Origin of the sequence: Metaclostridioides mangenotii (assembly GCF_018917235.1) — a bacterium.
Taxonomy (GTDB): domain Bacteria; phylum Bacillota; class Clostridia; order Peptostreptococcales; family Peptostreptococcaceae; genus Metaclostridioides.
On record NZ_JAHLOF010000001.1, the window covers coordinates 436,509 to 452,109 of the forward strand.

Below are 15,601 nucleotides of genomic sequence, written 5' to 3' on the forward strand. Positions count from 1 at the left end.
ATCTAGACCATTTATTTACCTTTATTATTTTCATATTTTAAGCTGAAATTCAGCATTTTATCTGTACACTTGAAAGATTATCATATATTATATATTTTTTCAAGCAAAATTTTTCATTTTTTAAAATTTTCAATCTTTTACATCACTTTATTATTTTTCATCTTCTGAAACTATCTTTTCAGCTTTACATTCTTTATTAGAACATACTATCTTTGTCTCAGATTTTGTAACCTTTTCAACCATATATGATCCACATACCTCACATATATCTCCTGTAGGTTTGTTCCAAGAAACAAAGTCACAATCTGGATATCCAGTACAACCATAAAACGCTTTACCTTTTCTCGATTTTCTAAGAATTATATCTCCATCCTTACATTTTGGACATTTAACCCCTATTTTGTTAACAAGAGGTCTTGAAGTTTTACACTCTGGATAATTTTTACACGCAATAAATTTACCAAATCTCCCATATTTTATAACCATGTTTGAACCACAGTTTTCACATATTTCATCTGTTTCTTCGTCCATATTAACCTTTTCTATATTTTCGATAGCCTCTTCGATAGCTTCTTTAAGTGGAGCATATGATTCAGAAACAACTTCTCTCCATTCAGTTTTACCTTCTTCTATAATATCTAGCTTGCTTTCCATGTCTGCAGTATAATCTACATCGATAAATTTTTGGAAATTATTTTCCAATATATCAGTTACTATTATGCCTAACTCAGTAGGATGTAAGCTAGTACCTTGTTTCTCAACGTATTCTCTGTTGAGTATAGTTGCTATTGTAGGTGCATAAGTACTTGGTCTACCTATTCCTTGCTCCTCAAGTGTCTTAACAAGGCTCGCCTCTGTATATCTTGCAGGAGGTTGTGTGAAATGTTGCTCTGGTAACACTTCATCTACGCTTAGCTTTTCACCTTCACTGATACTTGGAAGAATTCTATCTTCTCTGTCAGAGAAATTGTATATTTTAGTGTAACCGTCAAACTTCATTTTTGAGCCAGTAGCTTTAAACACTATATTGTCTATTTTACATTCAACATTTAAGATGTCAAAAACAGAATCTTCCATTTGGCTAGCTACGAATCTTCTCCATATTAGATTGTAAAGTTTATATTGATCCTTAGTAAGTGAATCTTTTACACTGTCAGGTGTTCTTTCTACAGATGTAGGTCTGATTGCCTCATGAGCATCTTGAACCTTCTTGCCTTCTTTTGAATCTTTAGATTTTTCTATTTTTTTATAATAGTTTTCACCTAAATTGTCAAGTATATAGTCCATTGCTTTACCTTTAGCTTCATCAGAGACTCTCTTGGAATCAGTTCTGATGTATGATATAAGACCTACAGTTCCTTCGCCCTTTATATCAATACCTTCGTAAAGCTCCTGTGCTATCATCATTGTCTTTTTAGTTGTAAAGGAAAGCTTATTTACACCTTCTTGTTGCAACATACTTGTTGTAAATGGCTTTGGTGCAGATTTACGTCTAGACTTTGATTCTATACTAGAAACTTCAAGCTCTTTATTTTCTATAGCCTTTAAAATTTCATTTACTACTTCTTCATTTTCAAGATCCAGCTTTTCGCCTTCTTTTCCGTAGAACTTAAAGGTTATATCTTCTCCATTTTTTGTTTTTGCATTTAGTTCAATTGTCCAATATTCTTTTGGAATAAACGCTTTTATGTCTTTTTCCCTGTCACAAATAAGCTTTGTTGTAACAGACTGTACTCTACCCGCACTTAGACCTTTTCTTACTTTCTGCCAAAGAATCGGACTTATTTGATATCCAAGCAATCTATCAAGCACCCTTCTAGCCTGTTGCGCATCTACTAGGTCTAAATCAATACTTCTAGGGTTTTTAATTGCCTTTTTTATTGCATCTTTTGTTATTTCATTAAACTCTATTCTACATTTATCTTCTTCATCTAAATTAAGTATATAAGCTAAATGCCAAGAAATAGCTTCTCCCTCTCTGTCGGGGTCAGTTGCAAGATAAACTTTTTTTGCTTTCTTTGCTTCTTTTTTTAATTCTTTTATTACATCTCCTTTTCCCCTGATATTGATATAACCAGGTTCAAAGTTATTTTCTATATCTACTCCTAATTTACTTTTAGGTAAGTCTCTAACATGTCCTACCGATGCTTTTACTGTGTAATGGCTTTTTCCTAAAAATTTTTCTATAGTCTTTGCTTTTGCAGGTGACTCAACTATAACTAGTGATTTAGCCACAAACAAACACCCCCATCCATCTATTAAAATCATACATTCATACTGTATGTCTTATTATTCATTTCAATAATTATATCTTCAAGTAGTAACTTGTTTAAAATTATATTTACTGTCTTTATATCTATACCAGTATAATCACAAATTTTATCTATATGCAAGTTTCCTTCTTTTTTTATTAAAGATATAATACGTTTACTATCCGCATCAAAACTAAAGTTATCTATGTCAAATAAATTTTTTTGTTTAGTGTTTATTACTTCACAAGTATTATTAGTTATGTCTATATTGTACTCTTCTAAAATATCTTCTGTACTCTCTATTAACTTTGCACCTTCTTTAATGATTTTATTACAACCCTTGCTGAGATCAGAATTTATATTACCAGGGATTGCAAATACATTTTTACCTTGTTCAAGCGCAAACTCTACAGTTATAAGCGATCCACTTTTCTTAGCAGCTTCTACAACTACTACTCCATCGCTTAGACCGCTTACAATTCTATTGCGGCAATAAAAGTTGCTCGATTTAACATATGAATCTACATTGTACTCTGACAATAGTAGTCCACCACTTTCTATAATTTTATTCGCTAATCCAATATTTTTCTTTGGAAGTGGGTTATCTATTCCAGAACCCAAAACTGCTATAGTTTTAGATTTTCCTTCCATACATCCTAAGTGTGAATACGAGTCAATTCCCATAGCCAAGCCGCTGACAATATTTATACCTACGTCAGACAATTGTCTACTTATCTTTTGCGCACAGATTGTACCATAGTAAGTTGGTTTTCTAGAACCTACCATGGCTATACTCATATTATTATCTATATTCTCAATATTCCCTTTATAAAACAATACTTTTGGATTATTGTATATGTCTTTTAACTTTTTTGGATATAGTTCGTCTTTACAACATATAAAATCAACTTGTTTTTTATATAAGTTTTCCTTAAGTTGTTCTAAATATGCTCGACTTCTATATTTTACTATATTTTTTTTAATATTCAAGTTTAAATTTTCTAAATCGTATATTTCATTATCCGATAAGTCGAATAAAACTTCCAAATCTCCTAATTTATTTTCGATCTTTTCAATAGCTATATTGCCTACACATGCTATAGATTTTAACATTAGATACATATCTCTTTTTTCCATTTTTCACCTCATAAAATTATTATTTAAAATAATTATAAAAGGCTTTCCTAAACGAAAAAGCCTCTATTACATTATCTTGACTAATGTTTTCTCTACTTTCTAAATCAGCAATAGTCCTAGACATCTTTAATAATTTAGTATAACTCCTATTACTCAAATTGTATTTTTTAAAAATAGACTTAATTACGACTTCGGCATCTCTATCCAATTTACAGTATTTATTTAAAAGTGATGATTTGATTTCACTGTTAGTTTTTAATTCAGTGCCTCTAAATCGAATTTCTTGAATTTTTCTGGCTTTATTTACTCTAACTTTAATATCATCTGAACTTTCAGATTTTCTAATGTCACTAAAATCTTCAAAGGAAACTTGGTTTACCTCAGCAAAAATATCAAACCTATCTAAAAGAGGGCCAGAAACTCTTGAATGATATCTATCAACCTCGTATTTTCTGCATCTGCATTCTGTATTTGACATATAGTAACCACAAGGACAAGGATTCATTGCTGCTACTAAAAGCACATTACAAGGATATCTAACGTTGTTTTTAAGTCTAGATATATTTATGTATTTGTCTTCTATGGGCTGCCTTAAAGTCTCTAATATCCTCTTGTCAAATTCGGCTAATTCATCAAGAAATAGAACTCCTCTATGCGCCAATGTAACTTCTCCTGGCCTTGCATCGTTTCCACCGCCCACCAATGCTTGTTTTGTTGCTGTGTGATGAGGAGATCTAAATGGCCTTTTATCTACTATTCCTTTATCTTGATCTATCATACCTAGGACACTGTAAATTTTGCTCACTTCTATCATTTCATCCTTTGTAATGTCAGGCAATATCGTCCTTATTCTTTTTGCTAGCATTGTTTTTCCAGAGCCAGGTGGGCCTATCATAAGCATATTATGATTTCCAGAAGCACATATTTCTGCACATCTCTTAATAAAGTGATTTCCTTTTATATCCGAGAAATCTTCTTCATACGTATTCTTATTTTGATGTGGTATCGTTGGATAGTCTGACCAACTTGTTTTTCGTTTCTTGCTTCTATGTAAATTGTTTAATACCTCTACACACTCGTTTAGGTCATTTACAGGGATAATATTAATACCATCAATAAAAGTACTTTCTCTATAATTTCCTGCGGGGATAAAAACCCTTTTAATACAGTATTTTCTCATTCCAAGTATCATAGGCAGTATCCCTCTTACTTTTTTTATACTCCCATCTAATGATATTTCTCCCACAAATAAACTTTCCTCTATATCATTACTCGTTATGTGTATTTCTCTTCTAAGTATACCAATGCATATTGATAGATCTAAAAACACACCTTCTTTCTTTAGATCAGCCGGTGACAGATTTACGACTATTCTAGAACTCGGAAACTTATAGCCGCTATTTATAATGGCTGACTTTACCCTCTCTCTAGATTCTTTTATTTCTGTACTTGGAAGACCAACAATATGAAAACTTGGAATTCCATTGCTTATATCAACCTCTACCTTTACTAAAAAGCTCTCTATCCCAATCAAATTACTCGAATTTACAATACTTAACATAGGCATCTCCTCATAATTATTAAAATTAAAATGCATTAATTATATGTCTTAGCTTAGTTTCAATTAAAAAGACTTCAATTACATCAAATCTAACTGGTACATCGGAAAGATTTTTAATTTTAATATAGAATTGAGCTAATTGTATGATCCTTCTTCTTTTTTTTAAATCGACTGACTCTGACGGGTAACCGAATTTTAGACTAGTCCTAGATTTAACCTCGACAAAGACCAACTGACCATCAATCTTTGCAATTATATCTATCTCCCCGAATTTATTTGAAAAGTTTTTTTCAAGTATATCTGCACCATTATTAATTAGATATTCATTTGCAACATCCTCTCCAAAGTTACCTTTCTCTTTGTTTAAAGCTCTACTTTTCACTCTACTCATCTCCGATTCATAATATTTTTACTTTAATTATCGTCATCACTTGTAGTAAGTATTCAGCTTCACTTAAGAGATTTATATTTATTTATAGACCTAAGGCAATATTGCTGTAATCTTCTGGCTTTGCCCTGCAGTTTTACTATTTGTTGATGCTTATCAAATGAATTTTCACAAATTGCAATTGTAGTTGATAGATACGGAGAATATAAAGGTAGTTTAGAAAAATATTAGATATTCAAGATATTATATTTAGTCTAGACCAAAAAAGAAGCAATTAGCCTTTTATAGGAAAATAACTTGGATATTTTGTAAGAAATTAAATTATATCTAAATAATAAGAATTTAGTATATAATAAATCAAAAGCGTAAACCGAATCATAAAGATTCTGTTTACGCTTTTTTATGTCTAATCTTGTTTATTAAAGTAATTTCTATACAAATTATGTCTATACATCGTTAGTCATTTATTTTTGAACTTAGTTCTTCAGCTAATTCTTTAGCCTGGGATAATTGTTTTTCAATAACATCGGCTAATTCCTGCTGCCATTCGACGCATTTGTCTTTGTACTCTAAAGGCAATGATCTATCAACAATATATCTGTCAATACAATCTTCTGCCTTTATTACCATCTCTTTCCTATCTGTTACAAAAGTCTTTAATTCGTTTAAGGCTTCTTTATAAGATTTTTCATTCATACAAATACCTCCTCAAAAATAACAACTAAAATATATTAGTTATAATACTATTATACTAAATAATATTATTTTGTTCTACTTGTATATTACTTTTCCGTCTATATCTTCAATTGTTTGACAACCTGTAAGTATCATAGCGTTGTTTAGCTCTGATTTTAAGTTATTCACATAAGTCTCTACACCCTCAGTAGCTCCACCTAGTGATACTGTTGTAAAAGGTCTTCCTATTAACACTGCATCCGCTCCAAGACCAATCATCTTCAAAACATCTACACCTGTTCTAACTCCACCATCAACTAATATTTTTACTTTTCCTTTTACAGCTTCGGCTATTTGGGGAAGCACTTCTGCAGTGCCTGGTGTGCAATCTAATACTCTCCCACCATGATTAGAAACTACTATAGCATCTACTCCTGCTTCTACAGCCATTAAAGCGTCTTCTACTGTCATTATTCCTTTAAGTATAAATGGTAATGTTGTAGAGTTTACTAATTCTTTAATCTCATCTATTGTCTTTGCTGTTACACTTTTACCGTATAGAGATAATGTAACTAGACCACATGCATCTATATCAACTCCAACGGCAAATGCACCAGCTTCTTCTGCTAATCTTATCTTGCTTATAATGTTTTCATTATCCCAAGGTTTTATAAACACTATACCACTTCCATCGTGTTTTTTAAGAGTCTCAAGATTTTCTAATAAAAACTCATCAACCGCTGTATCGCCTACCATCGCATAGATTCCTGTATTTTTGCATCCTTTTACAACAGCATTTATATACTCTTCTTCTGTCACTTTTCCACCCATATTTATAGTTGTACCTGTTACAGGAGCTGCAAATAAAGGCATGTCCATTTTCTTCCCAAAAAGATTTACAGATGTATCTGGTTTAGTTACATTGTGTATTACTCTCATATTAATCTTTACATTTTCTAAGCTTTTTCGATTTTCTATAAAAGAAGATCCACTACCTTTTCCACCCATTCCAGGAACTTCACCAGCACAAACTACTCCATTACAGTCTTTACAGACTCTACAAGTTCCATCAAAATTCTCTCTTGCAGTCATTAATACCTCTTTGTAATCCATGTCATAACCCCCCAATAATTATAATTGCTATTTTAATACTAATATAAAATTCTAACTATTTAAAGTACTTTTTCAAAAAGCTCTTTCTATGTATTGGAGTAATACCGTGTTCATCTATAGCCTCATAATGTTCTTTAGTACCATAACCTTTATGTGATTTAAATCCAAACTCTGGATACATCCTGTCATATTGATACATTATGTTATCTCTAGTAACTTTTGCAATAATACTTGCTGCAGCTATTGAAATAGACTTAGAGTCACCTTTTATAATAGAGTTTTGATCTATGTTGATTCCTGGTATGTGTGCAGCATCTACTAAAAGATAATCAGGTGTTTTCTTTAAACAATTTATAGCTTTTTTCATTGCCTGATATGTTGCGTTTAATATATTGATCTCATCTATTTCCTCATTGTCAACTATTCCTATTCCATAATCTAGTGCCTTATCTTTTATTATATCAAATAGCTCTTCTCTTTTTTGCTCACTAAGTTTTTTGGAATCATCGATTCCAACTATTTTGGTATCTTCTTCAAATACTACTACAGAAGCAACGACAGGTCCTGCAAGAGGACCTCTCCCAGCTTCATCTATACCGCCTATAAAAAGATAGCCTTTACTATATCCTTCATTTTCATATGAATTTATTTTTTCAAGCCTCTCATCTTCAGCTCTAATTTTATCGAGTCTTTTTGCTAGCTTTAGTGCTAAATTTTGTACTGATTTTCTCTCATCAGATCTCAAGAAATCTATATACTCCATATATCTATTCACTTCTATGTTTTCTATTTCTTCCTTAATTTCTTTTACACTTTTTTTATCCATGACATCTCCTTATATGAAGTTTGCCTGTTTTCTTAAGTATAACAGCTAGCAAAATATAATATATTTAATTTAACTACAAGCACTATACCCACATTTTAGACAAATACTACATCCACCTGTGTTAGCTATTATCTCATTTCCACATTCAGGGCAAACAAATTTCTCACTTTGACCTAATTTTTCATTTACAAAGTCTACCTTGTCTTCTTCTACTGTTACTGCTAATTCTTCTTCAACATTGTTATTTTCATTTTTATCTTTAGAATCCTTATCTGGCTTTTCGTTTATAAGTATTCCACTTCTTTTACATCCATCTCTAAATATAGTAACTCCTTTAAGGCCGGCCTCCCAAGCATCCATGTATATATTGAATACATCTTCTACTGTAGTTTCAAAAGGAATATTAATTGTTGATGATATAGATGCATCGACATATTTTTGCCATACTTGTTGCATGTTTATTCTTCCATTATAATCTATATTCATTGCCGTTACAAAGAAATCCGGTAAATCTTCTTCATCTGTAATGCCTTTTATATCCATAAATTCTTTTACTATAGGAGTATAAACTTTGTAATAAACATCTTCGTCATGTAAACTTTCTGTTTTTCTAATATATGATAGATTAAACATTGGCTCAATTCCTCCACTTATTCCAATCATAGTTGATATTGAACCTGTTGGTGGAATTGTAAGTAGCTGTGAGTTTCTAAGGCCGTATTTTTCAACCAGCTCTTTAGCTTCATCATCTAAGTTTTCTATATAGAATTTAGATTTAGATATTTTCTCATATTTATACTCACTAAATGGGCCATACTCTTTTGCTATTAAAGCGGATTGTTTAACTGACTCATTTAGTATCGTCTTTGCTATTATTTCACATAGTTCTAAAGACTCATCAGAACCGTATTTAATGCTCATTTTTATTAGCATATCTGCAATTCCCATTACACCCAAACCTATTTGTCTATATTTTCCAACGCTGTCTCTTTGTTCTTCAAGCGGATGTAAGTTTAATCCTTCGTCAAGAACATCATTTAAAGCTACAACAGACTCTCTTACACAAGATTTAAGTTTGTTTATATCAAAAGTAGCATGTTCTCCGAAAGGTTGAATTACGAACTCACAAAGATTTATTGATCCTAAAAGACAACTTCCCCCACTTGGAAGAGGCTCCTCTGCACAAGGATTCACACCTGCAAAAGAGAATGTATCATCTTCGCTCATAAAATTATGATTTTCTATTCTATCCCAGAAAAGTATTCCTGGCTCTGCATAATCCCAGTTATTTTTAACAAGCTTGTTGAATAATTTATAAGCATCTACAGTTTTTACTATTGTTTCTCCTGTTGTCTCTACATAGAATTTGCAGTCAAAAGATTTTCTTTCTTTAACTGCTCTCATAAATTCATCTGATATTTTAACTGATATATTTGCTTTTGTAACTTTTTCTAGGTCCGTTTTTACATCTATAAATTCTTCTATCTCAGGATGATTTACATCCATAGATATCATAAGAGCTCCTCTTCTACCTCTTTGACCTATAAGTCCTGTTGTTAAACTATAAAGATCCATAAATGATACAGCTCCTGTAGTATGTTTGGCTGCATTGTTAACCAAAGCTCCTTTTGGTCTTAATTTTGATATATCAATTCCAACTCCTCCACCGTAGCTAAATGTTCTAGCAAGCTTTTTAGCAGTATCGAAAATCCCTTCAATACTATCATGAGGTGGCTCTATTACATAGCAGTTAGAGTATGTAACTTTTTTACCAGCTTTATAAAGGCCTCTATTAGCTAAAATTCTACCCGCAAATAAAAATCTTTTCTGTCTAATTAGTTTAGCTATTCTAGGATTTTTATTTGATATTCTATTTATCCACTGATCAAAGTTTTCACTATTGAATCTATACTTGTTCTTCCAAATTGAACTTTGTAATTCATCTAATTCCCAAGATTTCTTTCTTATTTCAGATCTTTTCTCTCTATATAATATGTAATGTTTTGCGATGTCTTTTCTATCTGTCTCCATTAACAAAACTTCTACTAAATCTTGTATTTCTTCAACTGATGGATTTTGACCTTCTTGAGCGTACTTTTTATCTATTTTATCAGCGATTTCAATAGCAATCTCTCTATCAGCACCTTTTTCACTATTTAAACTCGCTTTATAAACTGCATCTTCTATTTTACTTTTACTGAATATTTCTGTTGTGCCGTCTCTTTTTATTATCTGTATCATAAGTTCCCTCCAATAAATTTGTACATATAATTAATAACCTAATTAGTTAATCTAAAACATTTTTGTATAAATTTTTACATAACTTATTTTTAAATTATGTAATAAATCATTAAAATCCTTATATATATTATACTCTTTAATTTTTTATAAAAAAGGTCTAGCTTTTTGTGAAATAAAATAAAAATCGCTGGCACTTAGCTGTGCCAACGATTTTTAATAAATAATATTTTTTTATCTAATTGTGTAATTTTCAGAATTTTTTTATTTGCTAACAGCAGAGCTTTTAGAAGGTACAAAATACCCTATTATCCCTGCAATTACTACAGGAACTACCCAGTTAAATCCAAACTGATGTAGAGGCAAACTGTTTACAATAGGAACATTAATATCGTAACTTGTAGCTAGAGTAAGAACGCTTATTAATAAAGCCATGTATGTTGCAAATTTAAATACATTATCATTATTAATTTTATCAGTAAATAATGATAAAATAATCATTGTAACTGCAGCTGGGTATACTATGCTAAGTATTGGACTTGCAAAGTTTATTATTGTGCTTACACCAAAGTTAGATATTACAGCAGAGAATACACATACAAATACAACTACATATTCATATTTTAATTTTCCTTTAGTAAGATCGTGGAAGTATTGTCCGGCAGCTGAAGCAAGACCTATAGCAGTTGTCAGACAAGCTAGTGCTACTATTAGTCCAAGAAGTACTTTTCCTCCATCTCCTAAAAGAGCAGCAGTTATTTTAACAACAAGATCTGTCTGTGCTATATCAGCGCCATATTGCTTAGATACTGTAGCACCTAAATATGCAAGACCACCATAAACTAAGAATAAACCTACAGCTGCTACAATTCCAGATCCTATAGTCATCTTGAATTTTTCTTTTTCTCCAGTGTAACCTTTGCCTATTACAGATAAAATTATTACTGAAGAGAATATAATCGCGGCTAAAGCATCCATAGTTTGATATCCCTGAGTGATACCTTCTGCAAAAGCAGCATCAATAAGAGAATTAGGTCTTATGTCTCCAAGCGGAGTCATTATTCCTTTAATTATTAGCACTGCAAGTGCAACTAAAAGAGCCGGAGTTAGGTATTGACCAACTATATCGACAACTTTTGATGGTCTTATTGATAAAACTAAGGTAATCGCAAAGAATATTACAGAGAATAATATCGGATTAAATCCTGATCCTATTGTTGGTAATATTCCAATTTCATAAGTAGAAGCCGCTGTTCTAGGTATAGCTACTAGAGGCCCTATACAGATTACTATTGCACTACCCATTATAATACCTAATTTTTTTCCACATCTTGATAACATTTCCTCTGCGTTACCATTATACTTAATTAGTGCTATTACTGCTAAAAGTGCAAGACCTACATCTGCAAACACAAATCCTGAGAAAGATACCCACCACTGTGGACCAGTCAAAACACCTAGATATGGTGGAAATATTAGATTCCCCGCACCAAAGAACATTGCAAATAGTGCAAATCCGACTACCATCATATCTTTAACTTGTTTACCACCCATAAATTTTCCTCCTTATAAGTTCTAATTTTATAATTAATACCACAACCCCAACAATGAGTATTGAGAAGTATTAAATAACGATAAGAATAATTATAATCTAATAAAAAAATTACTTTTTTCGCCTTTTTTCGAATAAAACATTTCTTTTTTTATAGTTTTGTGTAAATTCAATAAATTAAATATATTATAAAAAAATACCATATAAATGCTAATGGTCTTCTAAATTAGAATCAACTAATATGTTGATGTTTTTATATAAAACATATCTATTTCGACATGTATACTCGCTATTTATCTAGCTTTTATTAGTTTTATAATTTTTATTTTAAATTAACATATAGATACTTCATCTATATCTTAGCAATATTATAGCATTTTTTAATTGAAGATTATTGTAGTATAGCGTTAATTATCTGTTAAATAGGTTAAATTTTCGTTATATTAGTTTATTCGTTCAATAAATAAGTATAGACTCAAATCAATAAATTATTCATATATCAGAATATATATAATAATTTTTATTTAATCAATATAAATAATTATCAATTTATATTGATTTAATCGAATATATTTTATACAATTGTATAAATAGTAATTTATAATAAATAAAAAAATCGTCGATACAATTGCATCGACGATCAAATTAAACTATTTTTATACTATTTTTCTTTTACTATTTTATATCTTTTTTTCTTTTTTAATATTTTATGACCTTACTGAACTTACTACCGTTTTTTCACTTTTATCAGGAACAAAATGACCAATTATTCCTGCAATTATAACTGGCACAACCCAGTTAAACCCTATTGGTGCAAACGGTAATCTGTCTACTATTGGTACCTCAGCAAGTGTAAGCACACTTATTAATAAAGCCATATATGTAGCAAATTTAAATACGTTATCATTTTTGATTTTTTCTGTAAATAATGAAAGTATTATCATTGTAACCGCAGCAGGATAAACTAAGCTTAGTATTGGGCTTGCAAGTTTTATTATTGTACTAACCCCGAAATTAGATACAACTGCAGAGAATACACATATAAATATTACTACATACTCGTATTTTAATTTTCCTTTAGTAAGGTCATCAAAATATTGTCCTGCTGATGAAGCAAGTCCTATAGCAGTCGTTAGACATGCAAGACCTACTACGAGACCTAAAAGCATCTTACCACCATTACCTAATAATGCAGAAGTTATCTTAACTACTAGATCTGTTTGAGCTATATCAGCACCATATTGTTTTGAAACTGTAGCTCCAAGATATGCAAGTCCACCATAAACTAAAAATAGTCCTACAGCTGCTACGATACCAGATCCTATAGTCATTTTAAACTTTTGTTTTTCTTCAGTATACCCTTTGTCTATTACAGACAAAATTATTACAGAAGAGAATATAATTGCTCCCAGTGCATCCATAGTCTGGTACCCCTGAGTTATACCCTCTGCAAACGTTGCATCAATTAGAGAATCAGGTCTTATATCTCCAAGTGGTGTTAATACACCTTTAATTATCAGTACCGCAAGTGCAATTAATAGTGCTGGAGTAAGATATTGACCAACAATATCTACGACCTTTGAAGGTCTTATTGCTAGAACTAGCGTAATCGCAAAGAATATTATTGAGAACACTATTGGATTTAGTCCAGGTCCTATCGTTGGTAGTATTCCGATTTCATATGTAGAAGCCGCTGTTCTAGGTATAGCTACTAGAGGCCCTATACATATAACTATTGCTGTTCCCATTATGATACCTAATTTTTTTCCACATCTTGATAACATTCGTTCAGCATTACCATTGTACTTGATAAGCGCTATTACTGCTAATAAAGCTAGTCCAACATCGGCAAATACGAATCCTGAAAACGATATCCACCACTGTGGACCAGTCAAAACGCCTAGATATGGTGGGAATATAAGATTTCCTGCTCCGAAGAACATCGCAAATAGTGCAAATCCTACTACCATCATGTCTTTTACTTGTTTACCACCCATACAAAATTTCCTCCCTATTACTTACTTAGTTTTATTTAATAATACTATACTCTCAAAATTTTCAGAATTTTCAAAAGCATAAGTAGTATTACAGAATTATGATAAACTAATACTGCAAATTAGCACTGTATCTTTTTATTAAATTTTATGACTTATTTCCTGTTTTTTCTTACCAATAATATTATATCATGTAATTTTACGCGAGTATTGTCGTATTCAGTTAATATTGTGTTAATTTGTTAATTTTTTGTTAATTAATTTAACTTCTCGTTATATATGTTTATATTCACATGTTTTAGGTGTAATATAAAGTTATATAAGTAAAAAAATCGCCAATACTAGAAGGTATCGACGATTATATAAATTATATTATTACTTATTATTATATTGTTTTAGAAACAGTGCTCTTTGATGGTATAAAATTACCTATTATCCCTGCAACTAAAACAGGTAGTACCCAGTTAAATCCTAGTTCATGTAAAGGAAGACTATTAACTATCGGTACTTTAATACCATAGCTTGTAGCGACTGTAAGTACACTTACTAATAACGCAACATATGTAGCACATTTAAATACATTGTCGTTTTTAACTTTATCGCCAAATAAAGATAATATTATCAAAGTAAGTGTCGCTGGGTATACTATACTTAGTATTGGAGCTGCAAATTTAATTATTGTGCTTACTCCGAAATTTGATACTATAGCAGAAAATACACAAACAAATATCACGATATGTTCGTATTTTAACTTTCCTTTAGTAATATCTGAGAAATACTGTCCTGCTGCAGATGATAATCCTATGGCCGTTGTTAGACAAGCTAGAGCGACTATTAAACCTAACAGTATTTTACCTGTATTACCAAGTAAAGATGCTGTTATACTAACGATTAATTCAGTCTGAGCTATATCTTGACCATATACCTTGGAAACGGTTGCCCCAAGATATGCAAGCCCACCATATACTAGGGCTAAACCTATCGCTGCAACAACTCCAGACCCTATAGTCATTTTTAGTTTATCTTTCTCTTCAGTATAACCTTTACCAACAACAGAAAGTATTATAACTGTAGAAAATACTATCGCTGCAAGCGTATCCATAGTTTGGTAACCTTGTGCTATACCTTCAGCAAATACTCCATCTATTAAGGTACTGTCTCTTATTTCCCCAAGTGGAGCCATTATACCTTTTATTATAAGTATAGCCAAAGCTATAAGTAAGGCTGGTGTAAGGTACTGTCCAACGATATCTACAACTTTTGAAGGTCTGATAGCCAAGAAAAGTGTTATAGCAAAGAATATTACTGAGAATAAAATAGGACTAAATCCACTTCCAAATATAGGTACTATTCCCATTTCATACGTTGTAGCTGCTGTTCTAGGAATAGCTAGAAGCGGACCTATACATATTACTATCGCACAACCTAGTAAAATTCCTAAACTTTTTCCTGCTCTCTTAAACATTTCTTCAGTGTTTCCATTGAATCTTGTTGCTGCTAAAACTGCTAATAATGCTAGTCCTACGTCTGCAAAAACGAATCCTAAAAATGCAACCCACCATTGCGTACCAGATAGAACTCCTAGATATGGAGGGAATATTAGATTTCCTGCACCGAAAAACATAGCGAACAGTGCAAACCCTACTACCGTCATATCTTTTACTCGTTTACCACCCATAAAATTCCTCCTTATTGCTTGATTTAGTTTTATAAATAATACCACGATCCCCAAGTAACAACTTAAGGATCATGTGTAATATTATAATATTTCGACAAAGTATTTGTCAATGAATTTATGCAGCTTAAGTTTCTTTTGTGAAATTTTTCGCACAATTCTTTAAAATATCTATAATTAAAAATATTAC

The 15,601-nt window shown here is 31.3% G+C and carries 11 protein-coding genes; all 11 read right to left on the reverse strand.

Annotated features, from left to right (window positions below):
• Positions 1 to 150: 150 nt before the first annotated feature.
• The 11 genes from topA to brnQ (KQI18_RS02100) all read right to left on the reverse strand — a co-directional run bounded on the left by topA (position 151) and on the right by brnQ (KQI18_RS02100) (position 15,414).
• On the reverse strand, positions 151 to 2,235 hold the full coding sequence (gene topA / locus KQI18_RS02050; RefSeq protein ID WP_216465934.1) for a type I DNA topoisomerase: 2,085 nt from the start codon (positions 2,233 to 2,235) through the stop codon (positions 151 to 153).
• Between the two features lie 29 nt (positions 2,236 to 2,264).
• Positions 2,265 to 3,389 (reverse strand): DNA-processing protein DprA, encoded by a 1,125-nt coding sequence (gene dprA, locus KQI18_RS02055; RefSeq protein ID WP_216465942.1) that lies wholly within the window; start codon positions 3,387 to 3,389, stop codon positions 2,265 to 2,267.
• A 19-nt stretch (positions 3,390 to 3,408) separates the two neighbouring features.
• The gene (locus KQI18_RS02060) at positions 3,409 to 4,950 is read right to left on the reverse strand and encodes a YifB family Mg chelatase-like AAA ATPase (protein ID WP_216465948.1); all 1,542 of its coding nucleotides are present in this window, start codon (positions 4,948 to 4,950) and stop codon (positions 3,409 to 3,411) included.
• A gap of 25 nt (positions 4,951 to 4,975) precedes the next feature.
• A complete protein-coding gene (locus KQI18_RS02065; protein WP_330654346.1) occupies positions 4,976 to 5,332 on the reverse strand; it encodes a YraN family protein in 357 nt (118 codons plus the stop codon).
• Between the two features lie 462 nt (positions 5,333 to 5,794).
• Positions 5,795 to 6,034: a hypothetical protein gene (locus tag KQI18_RS02070; protein WP_216465952.1), complete on the reverse strand. Its 240-nt coding sequence runs from the start codon at positions 6,032 to 6,034 to the stop codon at positions 5,795 to 5,797.
• A 75-nt stretch (positions 6,035 to 6,109) separates the two neighbouring features.
• A complete protein-coding gene (locus KQI18_RS02075) occupies positions 6,110 to 7,126 on the reverse strand; it encodes an alpha-hydroxy-acid oxidizing protein (RefSeq protein WP_216465953.1) in 1,017 nt (338 codons plus the stop codon).
• A gap of 55 nt (positions 7,127 to 7,181) precedes the next feature.
• Positions 7,182 to 7,952 carry a ribonuclease HII gene (locus KQI18_RS02080; protein ID WP_216465958.1) on the reverse strand — a complete coding sequence of 257 codons (771 nt, stop codon included), beginning with the start codon at positions 7,950 to 7,952 and terminating at the stop codon, positions 7,182 to 7,184.
• Positions 7,953 to 8,021: 69 nt separating this feature from the next.
• On the reverse strand, positions 8,022 to 10,193 hold the full coding sequence (locus KQI18_RS02085; RefSeq protein ID WP_216465960.1) for an adenosylcobalamin-dependent ribonucleoside-diphosphate reductase: 2,172 nt from the start codon (positions 10,191 to 10,193) through the stop codon (positions 8,022 to 8,024).
• Positions 10,194 to 10,454: 261 nt separating this feature from the next.
• Positions 10,455 to 11,744, reverse strand: a complete 1,290-nt coding sequence (gene brnQ, locus KQI18_RS02090; RefSeq protein ID WP_216465961.1) for a branched-chain amino acid transport system II carrier protein — start codon at positions 11,742 to 11,744, stop codon at positions 10,455 to 10,457.
• 705 nt (positions 11,745 to 12,449) lie between these two features.
• Positions 12,450 to 13,739, reverse strand: a complete 1,290-nt coding sequence (gene brnQ / locus KQI18_RS02095) for a branched-chain amino acid transport system II carrier protein (RefSeq protein WP_216465962.1) — start codon at positions 13,737 to 13,739, stop codon at positions 12,450 to 12,452.
• 382 nt (positions 13,740 to 14,121) lie between these two features.
• Positions 14,122 to 15,414 (reverse strand): branched-chain amino acid transport system II carrier protein, encoded by a 1,293-nt coding sequence (gene brnQ, locus KQI18_RS02100; RefSeq protein ID WP_216465963.1) that lies wholly within the window; start codon positions 15,412 to 15,414, stop codon positions 14,122 to 14,124.
• Between the last annotated feature and the right edge of the window lie 187 nt (positions 15,415 to 15,601).